This window comes from Pseudoxanthomonas sp. PXM03, assembly GCF_014852005.1.
In the GTDB taxonomy this organism is placed as follows: domain Bacteria; phylum Pseudomonadota; class Gammaproteobacteria; order Xanthomonadales; family Xanthomonadaceae; genus Pseudoxanthomonas_A.
This window is the reverse complement of the sequence record NZ_JACVAU010000003.1, coordinates 374,690-390,247: the sequence shown is the minus strand read 5'-3', so window position 1 is coordinate 390,247 and position 15,558 is coordinate 374,690. Positions and strand designations below refer to the sequence as shown.

Sequence of the window (15,558 nt, the reverse complement as noted above, 5' to 3'; positions counted from 1 at the left end):
GCTGTTGCAGGAGCGACGTCAGTCGCGACCGTATGCCTTGAGGATTCCCAGTCTGCGGTCGCGACTGACGTCGCTCCTACAGGAGGGCAGGGCTACGTCAGGATCTCGTAACGCCGCCAGATCCATGACAACTCGTACAGCAGTGCCATCACCGCGAACGTGCCGTGGAAGCGCGGGTTGCGCGTGGCGATGGCCACCAGGCTGCCGGCGACATACACCGTGTTGCGCACCCAGTACTCCGGTCCCAGCTGCTGGGCATAGGTCGCGCCCTTGATCAGGGTGTCGCCGATATCGACGACGAACATCAACGCCAGCAGACCGAAGAACCAGTGCCGTCGCCCGTAGTAGTACTCGCGGTAGCCACCGCCTTCCGGCAGCGATTCCGGGAACACCAGTGCGCACAGCAGGTACAGCAGCAGCGCGTACAGCGTGACGTACAGGTAGAGGTTGAAGTTCCAGTGCGCCTGGTGGGACAGGCTGAATTCCCACCACCAGAAGTGCAGGAGATAGACGAACATGAAGGCGGCCCAGACAAGGTGGACGCCATGGATGCGGTGAGCGTTCGGTCGCTCCACCAGGCGCGCGACGTGGCGCAGCAGGTGGGTCAGGCCCAGGCCGACGATCATGCCCAGCAGGATGCGGACATGGATGTAGAGGCTGGCGTGGCTGGCGGGATCGGCAGCTTCTTGCATGGGCAGCATCCTGGACCGGGTGCGCGGCCACGTTAGCCGATCATCGGAGGCTTGGACAGCCGCTGGGCGCAAGCCTTGCCCTGCACGCGCGCGCGGTGTCTGATAGCGCCTTTCCCGGAGCGCACACATGACCACCGCCTACGATTTTTCCGCCCAGGACCTCGATGGCCAGGAGCGTTCCCTGTCCGAGTACCAGGGCAAGGCCCTGCTGATCGTCAACGTGGCGTCCAAGTGCGGCTTCACGCCGCAATACACCGGCCTGGAGGCGCTGTGGCGCGAGTTCGGACCGCAGGGGCTGGTGGTACTGGGATTCCCGTGCGACCAGTTCGGCCACCAGGAGCCGGGCGATGAAGCCGAGATCCGTAACTTCTGCTCGCTGAACTACGACGTGACGTTCCCTATGTTCGCCAAGATCGACGTCAATGGCGAGGGTGCGCATCCGCTGTGGAAGTGGCTGAAGCAGGAGAAGAGCGGACTGCTCGGCATCAGCGCGATCAAGTGGAATTTCAGCAAGTTCCTCGTTGGCCGCGGTGGCAAGGTGATCAAGCGTTATGCGCCGACCGATGCGCCGGCGTCGCTGGCGGGCGACGTCCGCGCTGCATTGGCCTGACGCCGTGGGCGAGGGCGTGGACAGCCGGCTGTTCCATATCGAGTTCGCCACCACCGACTACGGATTGCGCGCGTGGGTGACCGGCGTCAATGGCACGCTCGAGACCACGCTGGCCTACTGGCAAGTCATCGCGGGAGAGATCCGCCGGTTGACGCCACGTGCACTGCTGGTGGTGGATGACATGGAAGGCGAGCCACCGCCGCCGGGACAACTGCTGGAGTTCGTGCAGGCGATGCAGGGGCAGGGCATGGAGGCCGTGCGTATCGCCTACGTTGAGCGGCATGCGGACCAGCTGCCGCAGGTGGAGTTCGCGGGCCTGCTGGCCAACGAACACGGATTCAACGCGCAGGTGTTCGCGGATGAGGCGGCGGCCGTGATCTGGCTGCGCTACGGGGGTGGCTGAGCGGGGACGCGCCGCTGCAGTGCCTCTTCGGGCAGCAGCGCGAGCAACTCCCGGGAGAAGGATTCCAGCACGGCCTCCGAGTAACCTCGATGGGTGCGCACGATGAGGCCATCCTGGCCGATGACGAACATGTTCGGCAGCGCAGTCACGCCGTAACGGTCCGTCACCACGCCACGGACGTCGTGAACGAAGGTCAGGTCCAGATCCTTGTTGGCACGAAGGACGCCGAGGTAGTCGCTGCGCGGTTCCTTCATGTTGATGGCGATGACTTCCAGGTGCTCCCGGCCGACGATCTTCTGCATGTGGCCGAGCATCGGCAGCTCGCGCCGGCAGGGGCCGCACCACGATGCCCAGAACGTCACCACGACCACTTTGCCCTTGAGGGCATCCAGATCGACGGGATTGCCCTCGCGATCCTTCAGTGTGATGGGGGGCGGCACGTCGCCCACGCCAGGCTGCCGGAGGGCATCGGCGGCGTGCACATGCGGGACAGCGGCCAAGAACATGGCCAGCAGCAGATTCCGGATCACGGCTCGTCCTCCCCAGGACCTCGTGTCGGCAGCGTAGCAGTTGGCGTGGCGGTCGTCCCGCGTGGCCTGTTCCCGATGCGCGCAGGGCGTGGCCCCGGCGCGGGCCTCGCGCCTATTTCTCGACGAAGGCGCGCTCGAACACATACTGCCCGGCGGTGCCGATGCGTGGTGCGGCGGTGAAGCCGCGGCTGTCCAGCAGGGCACGGAAATCGGCCAGCATCTGCGGGCTGCCGCAGATCATGGCGCGGTCGTGCTCCGCATCCAGTGCGTCGATGTCGAGGCTCTCCATCATCCTGCCGCTGGCCATCAGGTCGGTCAGGCGGCCCTGGTGGGGGAAGTCCTCGCGGGTGACGGCGGGGTAGTACAGCAGCTTCTCGCGGATGGTCTCGCCGAGGAATTCGTGCTGCGGCAATTCCTTCTCGAAATAGTCGCGATAGGCCAGGTCTTCTGCATGGCGCACGCCGTGGGTCAGGATGACCTTGTCGAAGCGCTCGTAGGTTGCCGGGTCCTTGATGATCGACAGCCACGGCGCCAGTCCGGTCCCCGTGCCCAGCAGATAGAGATTGCGGCCGGGGTGCAGGTCGCTGATCAGCAGTGTGCCGGTGGGCTTGCGTCCGATCAGCACGCTGTCGCCCGGCTTGATGTGCTGCAGGCGCGAGGTCAGCGGACCGTTCTGCACCTTGATGCTGAAGAACTCGAGCTGTTCTTCCCAGTTCGCACTGGCGATCGAGTAGGCGCGCAACAGCGGCTTGCCTTCGACTTCCAGCCCGATCATGACGAACTGGCCGTTCTCGAAGCGGAAACCGTCGTCGCGGGTGGTGGTGAAGCTGAAGTAGGCGTCCGTCCAGTGACGGACGTCGAGCACCGTCTCGGTGCCGAACGCAGAGGACATGGGGGGTCTGGGCTATCGAATCAACGGCGCATTGTAGCCGACCGCCGCGATGCGGCCTTGATCGTGCTCAATCCGCGCGCTTCGGGTCGGGCGTCGGACCGCCACGCCGATGGAAGCAGAGTTGCTCCACCATGCGACGCATGGGGCGCGCGGTCAGCAGCAGGTTCACCGGGGCATCGAACTGCGCGTGGTCGAAGGCCCATCGCAGCATGCGCTTGAAGGCGAAGGCGGGTACGGCAGGCATGGCGGGGAGCATGGGCATGGCATCGTCCTGCAGCCGATGGGCGAGCATGCGCCCGATCGTCGCACCGTGCCGCAGGCCCGCGTGTATGCCACCAGCCGAGAGCGGGGACACCATGCCGGCCGCGTCGCCCGCCAGCAGCACGCCATCCCGCTGCCAGGGCTGCACGGGGCCGCCGCAGGGGATCAATCCGGCGCGAATGCTGTCCGGTCGACGTCCACCCGGCAGTCCCGTCATCGGGGCGACATGCCGCAGGAAGCCTTCGATGTCGGGCGGTGAGCGCGTGCCGGCACGGTGCCGCATGGCGAGTCCGGCCTGTACGCCGGTGGGCGTCTGCGCCACCCAACCCAGGTAGCCAGGCGCAAACCGTTTGCTGAGGAAGCAGTGCAGGGCATCGGGTTCGCGCAGGGCGACGTCGTCGAATTCGTGCTCGACGCCGTAAAGGAACTGGCTTGCGCGACCCAGCCCCATGCGTTCTGCGACCCGTGAACGCGCGCCATCCGCGCCGACAAGAAAGCGCGCGTGTCCGATGCCGGGCACGTGCCACCCACTGGCGGTCCGCACGGCATCGCGGAAGGCCCATCCCAGCCGCAGGTCGATGCCGGCAGCCCGCGCTTGTTCGCCCATCCATCGCATCAGGGCGGGCGTGTCGGTGGTGTAGAACCGGTAGTCTTTCGCGCCAAGCCGCACGCTGCGCAAGCTCGGCGCATACAGCCGGATGTGCGGTACGGCGCGCACCAGCGCTGCCGGCAGGCCGGCGAGCAGGGGGGATTCGCAAGCCTCCTTCACCAGGATGCCTGTCGTATGCAGGCGTTCGCCGAGATCGTGCTTGCGATCGATCACGCATACACGGAAGCCGCCGGAGGCCAGCTCGCGCGCGCATGCAAGGCCGGCGAATCCTGCACCCACCACGATCACGTCATAGCGGTTGTCCTGCATGGTGGGGCAAGCGCTCCGTCATCGGTCTGGAGGCGCAGCGTGCAGACCGAGCAGGGAGTGACGATGAAGTCGCGATGAAGTCGTCTGGTCGCGAACCGGCAGCCCGAAAAGAAGAAGGCGCCGAGGGCGCCTTCTTCGTGTTGCTTCAACCGTGGCCGCCGCCGCGGGGGCCACGCTGCCCGCCGCCGCCGCCGGGCCGGCCACCGGGCCCACGCCCACCGGCCGGGCGACCACCGGGGCGCGGACCGGCATGTTGCGGACGGTTGCCACCGCCGCCGGGGCGTCCCTGCGGACGCGGGCCGCGTGGCTGCTGGCCATACGGACTGAACCCGGGATTGGCGTGGTCGGACGGGAAGCTGGGCGCACTGGCGGGATGACCGTACGGGCGCGCCGCGCGCTGCGGCTTGCCCGCAGCACCTTGCGCACCACGCGGACCACGTTCGGCACCCGGGCCGGCGCGGTCACTGCCGAAGCGGTCGCCACCGAAGCCACCGGGACCACCGCCCGGGCCGCGCTTGCCCATGCCGCCACCCGGCTTGCCACCGGCACCCGGACGACCGCCCGGCTTGCCGCCATAAGGCTTCTTCGGGCCACCGGGGCCGGCGTTGCGGTGTCCGGCCGGGCCGGTATCCACGCCGTCCGGCACGTACCAGCTGCGGAACGCCGCCGGATTGCCGTCCGGCAACGGCTTGGGGCCCTTCTGCGTACGCTGCTTGAACGGCCGCTGCGACTGCTTCGCAGCTTGCTCGCCACTGACGGTCAGCCCGCCATGCGGCTTCTTGCCGCGACCACCGCGGCCACGGTCTTCACGGACATGATCGAAGCGGCGCAGTTCGCGGCCTTCGTCGGCGCTGTTGTGGCCGTTGACGTAGGCGCTGCCGCTGCGTCCCCCGCCCACGTGCACGGTGGACTTGGATGCCTTGCGCTGGCCGATGACCGGCTGCAGCGTCAGCGCGGCGGGCGTGCCGTCTTCAAGGCCCAGCTCCTTGCGCAACGCCAGCACCTGCGCGTCGGGCAGTTCCTGCGACTGGCCGCGCAGCAACGGCTGCGGCAGGCTGACCTTGCCGTAGCGCACGCGCTTCAGGCGACTGACCTGGCAGCCCTGCGATTCCCACAGGCGGCGCACTTCGCGGTTGCGGCCTTCCTTGACCACCACGCTGAACCAGTCGTGCGAGTCGGTGCCGCCGATGCGCTCGATGCTGTCGAACTTGGCCGGGCCGTCTTCCAGCGCCACGCCGCGGCGCAGGCGGTCGACGACGTTGTCCGGCACGCTCTCCTGGCCTTCCGGCGCACGCACGCGTACCACGTACTCGCGTTCGACTTCGTAGGACGGATGCATCATCGCGTTGGCGAGTTCGCCATCGGTGGTCAGCAGCAGCAGGCCGGTGGTGTTGATGTCCAGGCGGCCGATGGCAATCCAGCGCGCGCCCTTCAGGGCCGGCAGCGCTTCGAAGATCGTCGGGCGGCCTTCGGGATCTTCGCGGGTGGTCACTTCGCCTTCCGGCTTGTTGTAGATCAGCACGCGGGAAGGCTCGGTCAGCGCGCTGGCAACGAACGTCTTGCCGTCGAGCTCGATGCGGTCGCCGCCCTTGACTGACATGCCGGTCTGCGCGACTTCGCCGTTGACCTTGACCAGGCCGTCGGCGATGCGCTGTTCCAGCGCGCGGCGCGAGCCCAGTCCGGCCTGCGCCAGTACCTTGTGCAGTCGCTCTTCAAGGCGTTGGGTGTCGGGGGTTTCGGCGCCTTCGCCGCGCTTCAGCGACAGCTTGCCGAGAGAGGGTTTTTTCGGGGTGTTGCTCATTGTTTCTGCTCCGACGGTGCCTGGTGTTCCTCGTCGGAAACTGCGGCGTCGTCATCTTGGGGTTGAGGTTCATCGTTGGAAGCGTGTGCGGCGTCATGGCCGGCTTCCGTCGGGGTGTCGTCATTGGCGGCATCGTCCTGCGACGCGTCCGCGTGGTCCTGCGTATCGGTATCCGTTCCGTCGTCCCTGTCGCCTGCGTCGTCGTCCGACGGCGCGGCCTGCTGGTGTTCGTCCCGTGCCTCATCCACGGCATCGCCGCTTGCGATGCTGACCGGCAGCGGCGCGCCGTCCAGCGGCAGTTGCGGCTCCAGTTCGCCGATGTCCTTGAGTTCGGACAGGGGCGGCAGTTCGTCCAGGCGCTTCAGGCCGAAATAATCGAGGAAGCCCTTGGTGGTGCCAAACAGCGCCGGCTTGCCCGGGACATCGCGGTGGCCCACCACGCGGATCCATTCGCGCTCTTCGAGGGCCTGGATGATGTTGCTGCTCACCGCGACGCCACGGACCTGCTCGATCTCGCCACGCGTGATCGGCTGGCGGTAGGCGATCAGCGCCAGGGTTTCCAGCGTGGCGCGGGTGTACTTGGTCTTGCGTTCCGTCCACAACCGGGCGACCCAGGCATGCACGTCGGCCTTGACCTGGTAGCGGTAGCCGGAGGCGACTTCGACCAGTTCGACGCCGCGGTCGGCGCAGGCGTCGGCAAGCTGTTGCAGTGCCTGCTCGACACTGCCTTCCGGTGCCGGCTCGTCCTCGGGGAACAGGCCGTGCAGCTGCGCGAGTGTCAGCGGCTGGGTCGCCGCCAGCAGGGCGGCTTCCACGATGCGGTTGATGAGCGATTGATCCATGCGGTCCTGTCGTTCGGGCATGCGGCGCGGGCGGGTCGGCCCGGCTGCGTCAGGGGGTGTCGTTGGCAGCGTCGCTGTCGTCGAACTCGCTGTTGAACTGCAGCGGTTCGTTGGTGTTGTTCAGCGCCAGCGACTTGATGTAGATCGGTGCCAGCGGGGCTTCCTGCACGATGTCCAGCAACTGTTCCTTGGCCAGCTCCAGCATGGACAGGAAGGTCACCAGCACGCCCAGCTTGCCTTCTTCCGGCGTGAACATGCTTTCGAAACGGTGGAACTTGCCGTCCTCCAGCCGCGTCAGCACATCGCCCATGCGCTGGCGCACGCTGAGCGCCTCGCGCTTGATCGCGTGGCCGCTGAACAGCTCGGCGCGCTTGAGCACATCGTGCAGCGCCAGCAGCATTTCCTTCAGTTCCACCGGGGGCGGCAGCCTGACCGCCGCCCGGTCCGGAACGTCCGCGCTGACCGGCGTGGTGTCGCGGTCCTGGCGTGGCAGGGCGTCCAAGTCCTCGGCCGCCTGCTTGAAGCGTTCGTACTCCTGCAGGCGACGCACCAGCTCGGCGCGCGGATCGCCTTCCTCGCCATCCTCGCTCACCGGCCGGGGCAACAGCATGCGGGACTTGATCTCGGCCAGGATGGCCGCCATCAGCAGGTACTCGGCGGCCAGTTCGAACCGCAGTTCCTGCATCACGTTGATGTAGTCCACGTACTGCCGGGTGATCTCGGCGACGGGGATGTCCAGGATGTCCAGGTTCTGCCGGCGGATCAGGTACAGCAGCAGGTCCAGCGGCCCCTCGAACGCGTCCAGGATGACTTCCAGCGCATCCGGCGGGATGTACAGGTCCTGCGGGATCTGCAGTACCGGCTGGCCATGCACCATCGCCAGCGGCATTTCCTGCTGCTGCGGATGCGTGGACGGGGATTGTGGGTTCGCGTCGGACGCGAGTTCTGGGCTCATCAAGAAACAGTCATCGTGCTAACCACCGATCCATCCTGCACGCGGCAGGGCCGGCTTGGTGCCGTCATTCCGCAAACCAACATCATGCGTCGCAGGGCGAACGCTTCCCTTGAAGCAACCAGCAAAGCACACCGCAGGATGCGGCGGTGGACAGCGAGAGGTCGTCGGGCGCGGGCGGGTATCGGCAGCGAATCGAACGTCCCGGTGGTCCCCGTGCCGGGGATCGGGGAGGGCGGCGTGGCCGGGTCTTCCCCTGGACGGGCCGCTGCTTCCGGCCGTGCAATGAACGACAGGGTAAGGCTTGGCCGGGAGCGTGTCCAGCACCCGCCCAGGGGAGGGCACGTACAATTCAGGCTCAGCCCCTGGAGTAAACAGCATGTGGTATGCCATTGAAGGGCATGACGCCCCCGACGCCCTTCCCAAGCGCCTGGCTTCGCGGCCTGCGCACCTGGCCCGCCTGACCGCGCTGCGCGACGAGGGTCGCCTGCTGCTGGCGGGCCCGTGTCCGGCCATTGATGCGGAGGATCCGGGTCCGGCCGGCTTCAGCGGCAGCATCGTGATCGCCGAGTTCGACTCGCTGGAAGACGCCCGCGCCTGGGCCGATGCCGATCCCTACGCAACCGCCGGCGTGTACGCGCGCACGGACGTCCGGCCCTTCCGCAAGGTCCTGCCGTGAACCGGATCGAGCGCATCCGGGCAGCCCTCGAGTCCGCCCTGCAGCCGGTGTCGCTGGATGTTCTGGACGACAGCCACAAGCACGCGGGCCATGAGGGGGCCCGTGACGGGCGAGGGCACTTCACGGTTCGCATCACCAGCGCCGCCTTCGCCGGCAAGCCCCCGCTGGCCCGCCATCGTGCCGTCTACGCCGCCCTGGGCGAGATGATGCAGACCGATATCCACGCCTTGGCCATCGACGCGCGTACACCCGACGAGGCCCGCTGAGCACCGTCGGCCTTTCCGGCGCTGCCGCATGCAGTCGCCGCTGAAAACGCTTACATTCGCGCCCTTCGCTATGCCGGGAGGGCGCCATGAAGCATCACAATCCCCGAATCCCCCACGCACTGCTGGCCGGACTGGTGGCTACCCTGCTGGCCGGGACCGCCACCGCCAGGCCGCCGGTCTACGCGACGACGGCCGAAAAAGCATTCGTTGACGCCCTGCTGGCGAAGATGACGGTGGATGAGAAGCTCGGCCAGCTGAACCAGCCGCCCGGCGTGGGCAACAACACGGGGCCGGCCGCGATGGCGGGCAGCGAGGACCAGATCCGTCGTGGCGAGATCGGCTCCTACCTCGGCACCCAGGGCGCGGTGCTGACCTGCCGCCTGCAGCGCATCGCCGTGGAGCAGTCGCGGCTCGGCATTCCCCTGCTGTTCGGGTACGACGTCATCCACGGACATCGCACGGTGTTCCCGGTGCCGCTGGGCGAATCGGCGAGTTTCGACCCGGCCGAAGTGCAGCACGCCGCCCGCGTCGCGGCGATCGAGGCGTCGGCGCACGGCATCCACTGGACCTACGCTCCGATGGTCGACATTTCGCGCGATCCACGCTGGGGCCGCGTCGTGGAAGGCGCCGGCGAAGACCCGTACCTGGGCTCCGTGCTGGCTGCGGCACGGGTGCGGGGCTTCCAGGGCGAAGACCTGCGCGCACCGGATGCGGTGCTCGCCACCGCCAAGCATTTCGTCGCCTACGGTGCGGCGGAGGCGGGACGCGACTACAACGTCGCCGACATCTCCGAGCGCACGCTGCACGAACTCTACCTGCCGCCGTTCAAGGCTGCCGTCGATGCGGGCGCGCAATCGATCATGGCCGCATTCAACGAGATCGCTGGCGTGCCGATGCACGCGCACCAGCCGCTGATTGAGGATCTGCTGCGCAAGCAGTGGGGCTGGGACGGCCTGCTGGTCAGCGACTACACCGGCGTGATGGAACTCATGCCGCATGGCGTGGCCGCCGACCGCGAACAGGCCGGCATCCTCGGCCTGCGCGCGGGCGTGGATGTCGACATGGTCAGCCAGATCTACGTGAAGGATCTTCCGGCGGCGGTGAAAGCGGGGCGCATCCCGATGGCGCAGCTGGATGCATCGGTGCGTCGCGTGCTCAACGCGAAGTATCGCCTGGGCCTGTTCGATGATCCCTATCGCTCCTGCACCGACGACGGCGCCCGTGAGCGCGCGCTGACACTGACGCCGCAGCACCGTGCCGACGCACGCCGGATGGCGCAGAAGTCGCTGGTGCTGCTGGAGAACGACGACCAGGTGCTGCCGCTCTCCAAGTCGGTGCGAACGCTTGCGGTGATCGGGCCGCTGGCCGACCATCGTCGCGCCATGTTGGGCAACTGGGCGATGGCGGGGCGCGAGGAGGACGCGGTCACGCCGCTCGAAGGCTTGAAGGCCGCGCTCGGCGACAGGACGCGCCTTGTCGTGGCGAAGGGCACCGACATCGACAGCCAGGACACCCGCGGTATCGCCGATGCGGTCGCCGCCGCGAAACAGGCCGACGCGGTGGTGATGTTCCTCGGCGAACACCCGGACATGAGCGCGGAGGCGAACAACCGCACCTCGCTGGACCTGCCGGGCGTGCAGGAGCAGCTCGCGCTTGCGGTCGCGGACACCGGCAAGCCCGTGGTGGTCGTGCTGTTGAATGGCCGGCCGCTGTCGATCGGCGGGCTGAAAGGCAAGGTACCGGCGATCCTGGAGGCGTGGTTCCCGGGCATCGAGGGCGGGCACGCCATTGCCGACGTACTGTTCGGCGACGTGAATCCCTCCGCGAAATTGCCGATCACCTTCCCGCACAACGTAGGCCAGGTGCCGATCTACTACGCACACAAGAACACCGGCCGCCCGCCGCGCACGGAAGAGAAGTACACCAGCAAGTACCTCGACGTCCCGTGGACGCCTTTGTACGCCTTCGGCCACGGCCTGAGCTACACCACGTTCCGGTATGACGTACCGGTCGTGTCATCGGCGACGCTGAAGCCGGATGCCCTGGAGCAGCAGGTCAGCGTGCGCGTCACCAACACCGGCAAGCGCGCAGGCGACGAAGTGGTACAGCTCTACGTGCGCGACGACGTGGCCAGCATCACTCGGCCCGTGAAGCAGTTGCGCGGGTTCCAGCGCGTGTCGCTGCAGCCGGGTGAAGCGAAGACTGTGACGTTCACGCTCGGCTTCGATGACCTGGCCATGTACGACGCGCGCATGCAACAGGTCGTGGAGCCGGGCACGTTCACGGTCTTCGTGGGCGGCAGTTCGGACCGTACGCAGCAGGCCACGTTCACCGTCGGGGCGCGCTGAGGCGAGCCGGCCGCGCCCCGTCGTCGATGCTGCGCCGCAATATGTTTCGCGGGCAGCGCGAGGCGTGCAAGTCGTTGAAAGAGAAATATTTTTGCCACCAACTAACGCGCGCTTTACACGTTTCCGTGAAAACGGTTACAGTCCGCGCCACTTGCAGCAGTCATCACCGCGGAGGGGCGGGGAATGGCGCGAACCTCGGTCACCATCAAGGACGTCGCACGTGAGGCCCGGGTATCCGTGGCTACCGTGTCGCGTGCCTTGAACGGGCACGAGAACGTGGCCGAATCCGTGCGCCAGCAGGTCCTGGCCACGGCAGACCGCCTGCGCTACCAGCCACACGCCGCCGCGCGCAGCCTCAGCAGCCGCCGCACCCAGACCATTGGCGTGGTGTTGCCAGACCTGTATGGCGAGTTCTTCTCCGAACTGATCCGCGGTGTCGACCAGATCGCCCGCGCGCGTCGCCAGCACCTGCTGGTGTCCAGCTACCACGGCCACCCCGAAGAGCAGGGCGAAGCCCTGCGCGCGATGCGCGGCCGCGTGGACGGACTGCTGGTGCTGTCTCCCTACACCGACCAGCCGGGTTTCCTGGTGGACAACCTGCCGTCGTCGTTGCCTGTCGTGCTCATCAACAGCGATGTGCAGGACGCGACATATCCCACGCTGACCATCGACAACTACAGCGCCGCCGTGGCGATGATGGAACACTTGGCACAGGCTGGTCACACCAGGATCGCGTTCATCGGCGGCCCGGAAGGCAACTTCGATGCGCGCGAACGCCTGCGAGGTTATCGCGATGCATTGGCGCGTTTCGTGCCGGATGCGTCGCCCTTGGAGTTCCGCGGTGATTTCAGTGAATCCACCGGCTATGAGGCCGGCAAGCGCATCGCGCAGATGGCCGAGAAGCCGCAAGCCGTGTTCGCGGCCAACGACATGATGGCGCTGGGTTGCCTGTATGCCTTCAACGAAGCCGGCGTGCGTGTACCGCAGGACGTCGCGCTGGCGGGCTTCGACGACATCCCGCTGGCGCGATTCGTTCACCCGACCTTGACCACGATGCGCGTCAGTATTGCCGAGTTGGGTGGTCAGGCCATGAGCCGCCTGCTGGATGCCATCGACTCTGACGGCGCACGCGTGGCGCCATCGGCGATGTTGACCCCCGAATTGATCGTCAGGGCTTCGAGTGTGGGAGAGGGCCGCCACGCGAAAAGATAGGCAATGTTCGACCGCTTTTTTTTGAGCGGAGATGTAATCGATTACAAGCGGCGCCAATGCCGATATGCAGTACATCAATCTTTGGAGGGAGAGCCAATGAAACATCGCAACCGCACCACGTTCCAACCCAATCGCAAGTTGTTGTCCTGCGCCCTGGCCAGCTGCCTGGCCATGGCGGCACCGCACGTGATGGCGCAGTCCACGTCGGCCACGCTGCGTGGCGTTGTCGCACAGGACGCAACGGTCACTGTCACCAACGTGGACACGGGCCTGACGCGTACGTCGAAGGCTGCCAATGGCAACTACAACATCGGTGGTCTGCCGCCGGGCACCTATCGCATTGAAGTGAATGCGGGTGGCCAGACCAGCAGCCGCGCCGTGACACTGGCCGTAGGCCAGACCGCCACGCTGAACCTGCAGGATGCGCCGCCTGTCGCTGCACCCACGGGTGATGCGACGACGCTGGACACCATCCGCGTCACTGCACCGATACTGGTGGAAACCAAGACCTCGGAAGTGGCCACGTACGTGAGCCAGAAGCAGATCGATTCGCTGCCGCAGAATTCGCGCAACTTCCTGGCGTTCGCAGATACCGTGCCGGGCATGCAGTTCATCTCCAGCGTCAACGGAGACGAGTCACAACTGCGAAGTGGTGCGCAGGGTTCCAGCCAGATCAACGTCTTCATCGATGGCGTTGGGCAGAAGAACTACGTGACACCCGGCGGTATCACTGGCCAGGACGACAGCCGCGGCAACCCGTTCCCGCAGTCGGCGATCGGCGAGTACAAGGTCATCACATCCAACTACAAGGCCGAGTACGACCAGATCAGCAGCGCGGCGGTCACTGCCGTCACCAAGTCCGGCACGAATGAGTTCACCGGCAGCTTCTTCTGGGACCGCACCTCCGACGACTGGCGCAAGTCCACGCCGCGGGAAGATGCAGCCGGCGCCAAGACGCCCGAAACGACGGAGCAGTACGGTGTGTCGTTCGGTGGCCCGATCATCAAGGACAAGCTGCACTTCTTCGTGTCGTATGAGGCGAAGGACTTCGTGGTCCCGGCGGACATCATTCCACCCAACCAGGTCAATCCCGCCACGCTGCCTGCCGCCATCACGTCGCAGTACGTCAGCGCCACTCGCCCCTTCAATCAGGATCTCTACTTTGGCAAGTTGAGTTGGCAGGCGTCGGATGCTCACCTGATCGAGCTCAGCATTCGCCAGCGCGACGAAACAGGCACGCTGGACATCGGTGGGCAGAATTCCGTCAGCCGCGCGACGCAGCTTGTGAACGACGAGACGCGGTACGATCTGCGTTCGGTTTATTCGGCCGAAAACTGGATGAACGATGCGCACATCACGTTCGAAGAGTCGGCGTACAACCCGCAGCCATTGACCAACGCGCCGAGCAACGCCTACACCGTCGTCGATCCCAGCAACCCGGGCAACCTTTCGTTGATCGTGCTGAACACGGGTGGCGGCGGCAACTTCCAGGACAAGGGCCAGGAAGGCTGGGGCATCCAGAATGATTTCACGTTCTATGGTTGGGACCGCCATACGGTCAAGGCAGGTGTTAAGTACAAGGACGTCGAACTGAAGGCTTTCCAGCAGTTTCCCCCGTATCCACGCTACTGGTACGACGTCAACGAAAGCATGACCCAGCCATACCGGGTCCAGTACACGACGCCTTTCACCGGCCGCACGCCGTTCGTGGAATCCAACAATCGTCAATTCGGCATCTACGTGCAGGATGACTGGGAAGTCACCGACAAGTTGACGCTGAACCTCGGTATCCGCTGGGATTATGAGCAGACCCCGAGCTATACCGATTACGTCGTGGATCCGGGCATTGCCGCGGCACTGCGTGGATGGACCAACATCCAGAACACCGATTTCGATGTCGAGGACTACATCAGCAATGGTTCCAACCGCGACGACGACAAGGATAACTTTGCGCCGCGTTTCGGCTTCTCCTACGATCTCAATGGCGACCAGCGCCACGTGATCTTCGGCGGCGCCGGCCGGGCGTACGACCGCAATCTATTCGACTACATGGCCAGCGAATACTACGCTGGTGCGTTCACCACCTACGAGCTCAATTTCGCCACGCCGATCCACGGCTGCAGCGGCACCAACTGCATCCCGTTCAATCCGGCTCTGCTCACGCCGGAAGGTCTGGCAGCCTACGCTGCGGCCAACCCGCGCTCGGGTGGTGAGGTCCGGCTGCTGAACAATGATCTGGAGACGCCGTACTCCGACCAGTTCAGTCTGGGTATGCGTAATGCGGTGACATTGTGGGGCCAGGAGTGGAATACGTCGGTCGCCCTGTCGCACATCCGTGGACATGACGGCATCTACTTCCGCCTGGGTAACCGCTACTCCGACGGTCGTTACTACAACGTCCCGGGCGCAACGTGGGGCGGACAGCCGTGGGGCCAGGCGATTCCCGGCTACGGTTCCCTCATCCTCGGTGACAATGGCGTCGAGACGCGGCTGAATTCACTGCTGTTGTCCATCGACAAGCCGTTCACCGAAGCCTCGGGCTGGGGCGCTACCCTGGCATACACGTATAGCGATGCCGAAGAGAACCTGATCGATTCTGCACAGAACAATGGCAATTTCGTGGGCGACTATCCGGTCATCCCCGACACGTTGATCACGTCGACGGGCGTACCCAAGCATCGATTGGTGATGTCGGGCATCGTCGATCTGGGATGGGACGTGACGCTGAGCAGCAAGCTGACCCTGGCCAGCCAGCGTCCGCGTTACGCCATCAATTGCAACGACGCACCGAGCAGCAACAATTGCTTCTTCGATCCCTTCGAGCCGGAAGGCACGCTGGGCTACAAGCAATTCGACCTGGCCCTGGAAAAGCGTTGGAGCACGGGCACCGACATCGGCTTCAAGGTGCGGGCTGATCTGATCAATGCATTCAACTGGCGTAACTGGAACCAGTACACCGATTGGCGAGGCGGCGCAGGCGAAGTCCAGAATCCGAATTTCGGCCGCCGCAACGGCAACGAGATTCTGTGGCCCACGCGCACGTTCAAGCTGTCTTTCGGCTTCGACTGGTAATACTCACCCGCCCTCAGGCGGCGCCTCGTGCGCCGTCTGACCGGCGGGTTTGTTTCATGCGGTCCTGTAAACGATTACA

The 15,558-nt window shown here is 65.8% G+C and carries 13 protein-coding genes and 1 pseudogene; 7 read left to right on the top strand and 7 right to left on the bottom strand.

The features are described from left to right. Nucleotides 1-92: 92 nt before the first annotated feature. Nucleotides 93-692 carry a hypothetical protein gene (locus tag IB223_RS16025; protein ID WP_192202749.1) on the bottom strand — a complete coding sequence of 200 codons (600 nt, stop codon included), beginning with the start codon at nucleotides 690-692 and terminating at the stop codon, nucleotides 93-95. A 127-nt stretch (nucleotides 693-819) separates the two neighbouring features. Here IB223_RS16025 and IB223_RS16020 point away from each other — a divergent pair, with 127 nt between their 5' ends. Together IB223_RS16020 and IB223_RS16015 are read left to right on the top strand one after the other, a co-directional pair. Further along, nucleotides 820-1,302, top strand: coding sequence for a glutathione peroxidase (locus IB223_RS16020; RefSeq protein ID WP_192202748.1), 483 nt, complete (start codon nucleotides 820-822; stop codon nucleotides 1,300-1,302). Continuing rightward, entirely contained in the window at nucleotides 1,256-1,705 is a 450-nt protein-coding gene (locus IB223_RS16015; protein WP_192202747.1) for a hypothetical protein, read from the top strand. The genes IB223_RS16020 and IB223_RS16015 overlap by 47 nt, the downstream gene beginning before the upstream one ends. Here the strand turns inward: IB223_RS16015 and IB223_RS16010 are convergent. The 6 genes and pseudogenes from IB223_RS16010 to IB223_RS15985 form a co-directional block, all read right to left on the bottom strand. Further along, entirely contained in the window at nucleotides 1,690-2,235 is a 546-nt protein-coding gene (locus tag IB223_RS16010) for a TlpA disulfide reductase family protein (protein ID WP_343227214.1), read from the bottom strand. The two genes, IB223_RS16015 and IB223_RS16010, sit on opposite strands and share 16 nt — an antisense overlap. 112 nt (nucleotides 2,236-2,347) lie before the next feature. Then, nucleotides 2,348-3,127 (bottom strand): ferredoxin--NADP reductase, encoded by a 780-nt coding sequence (locus IB223_RS16005; RefSeq protein ID WP_192202746.1) that lies wholly within the window; start codon nucleotides 3,125-3,127, stop codon nucleotides 2,348-2,350. A gap of 67 nt (nucleotides 3,128-3,194) precedes the next feature. Next, entirely contained in the window at nucleotides 3,195-4,307 is a 1,113-nt protein-coding gene (locus IB223_RS16000) for an NAD(P)/FAD-dependent oxidoreductase (RefSeq protein WP_192202745.1), read from the bottom strand. A gap of 145 nt (nucleotides 4,308-4,452) precedes the next feature. Then, complete coding sequence (locus IB223_RS15995; RefSeq protein WP_192202744.1) at nucleotides 4,453-6,108, bottom strand: pseudouridine synthase; 1,656 nt, start codon at nucleotides 6,106-6,108, stop codon at nucleotides 4,453-4,455. Between the two features lie 131 nt (nucleotides 6,109-6,239). Beyond that, a pseudogene (gene scpB, locus IB223_RS15990) lies at nucleotides 6,240-6,950 on the bottom strand (SMC-Scp complex subunit ScpB); the annotation flags it as partial. 49 nt (nucleotides 6,951-6,999) lie between these two features. Further along, complete coding sequence (locus IB223_RS15985; RefSeq protein ID WP_192202743.1) at nucleotides 7,000-7,905, bottom strand: ScpA family protein; 906 nt, start codon at nucleotides 7,903-7,905, stop codon at nucleotides 7,000-7,002. Between the two features lie 376 nt (nucleotides 7,906-8,281). On the opposite strand from IB223_RS15985, the gene IB223_RS15980 reads away from it, so the two are divergent. The 5 genes from IB223_RS15980 (at nucleotide 8,282) to IB223_RS15960 (ending at nucleotide 15,479) form a co-directional block, all read left to right on the top strand. Beyond that, entirely contained in the window at nucleotides 8,282-8,581 is a 300-nt protein-coding gene (locus IB223_RS15980) for a YciI family protein (RefSeq protein WP_142125003.1), read from the top strand. Next, nucleotides 8,578-8,847: a BolA family protein gene (locus IB223_RS15975; RefSeq protein ID WP_192202742.1), complete on the top strand. Its 270-nt coding sequence runs from the start codon at nucleotides 8,578-8,580 to the stop codon at nucleotides 8,845-8,847. The genes IB223_RS15980 and IB223_RS15975 overlap by 4 nt, the downstream gene beginning before the upstream one ends. 86 nt (nucleotides 8,848-8,933) lie before the next feature. Beyond that, on the top strand, nucleotides 8,934-11,195 hold the full coding sequence (bglX, locus tag IB223_RS15970; protein ID WP_192202741.1) for a beta-glucosidase BglX: 2,262 nt from the start codon (nucleotides 8,934-8,936) through the stop codon (nucleotides 11,193-11,195). Nucleotides 11,196-11,378: 183 nt separating this feature from the next. Beyond that, nucleotides 11,379-12,407, top strand: a complete 1,029-nt coding sequence (locus IB223_RS15965) for a LacI family DNA-binding transcriptional regulator (RefSeq protein ID WP_192202740.1) — start codon at nucleotides 11,379-11,381, stop codon at nucleotides 12,405-12,407. A gap of 96 nt (nucleotides 12,408-12,503) precedes the next feature. Then, complete coding sequence (locus IB223_RS15960; RefSeq protein ID WP_192202739.1) at nucleotides 12,504-15,479, top strand: TonB-dependent receptor; 2,976 nt, start codon at nucleotides 12,504-12,506, stop codon at nucleotides 15,477-15,479. Nucleotides 15,480-15,558 lie beyond the last annotated feature (79 nt).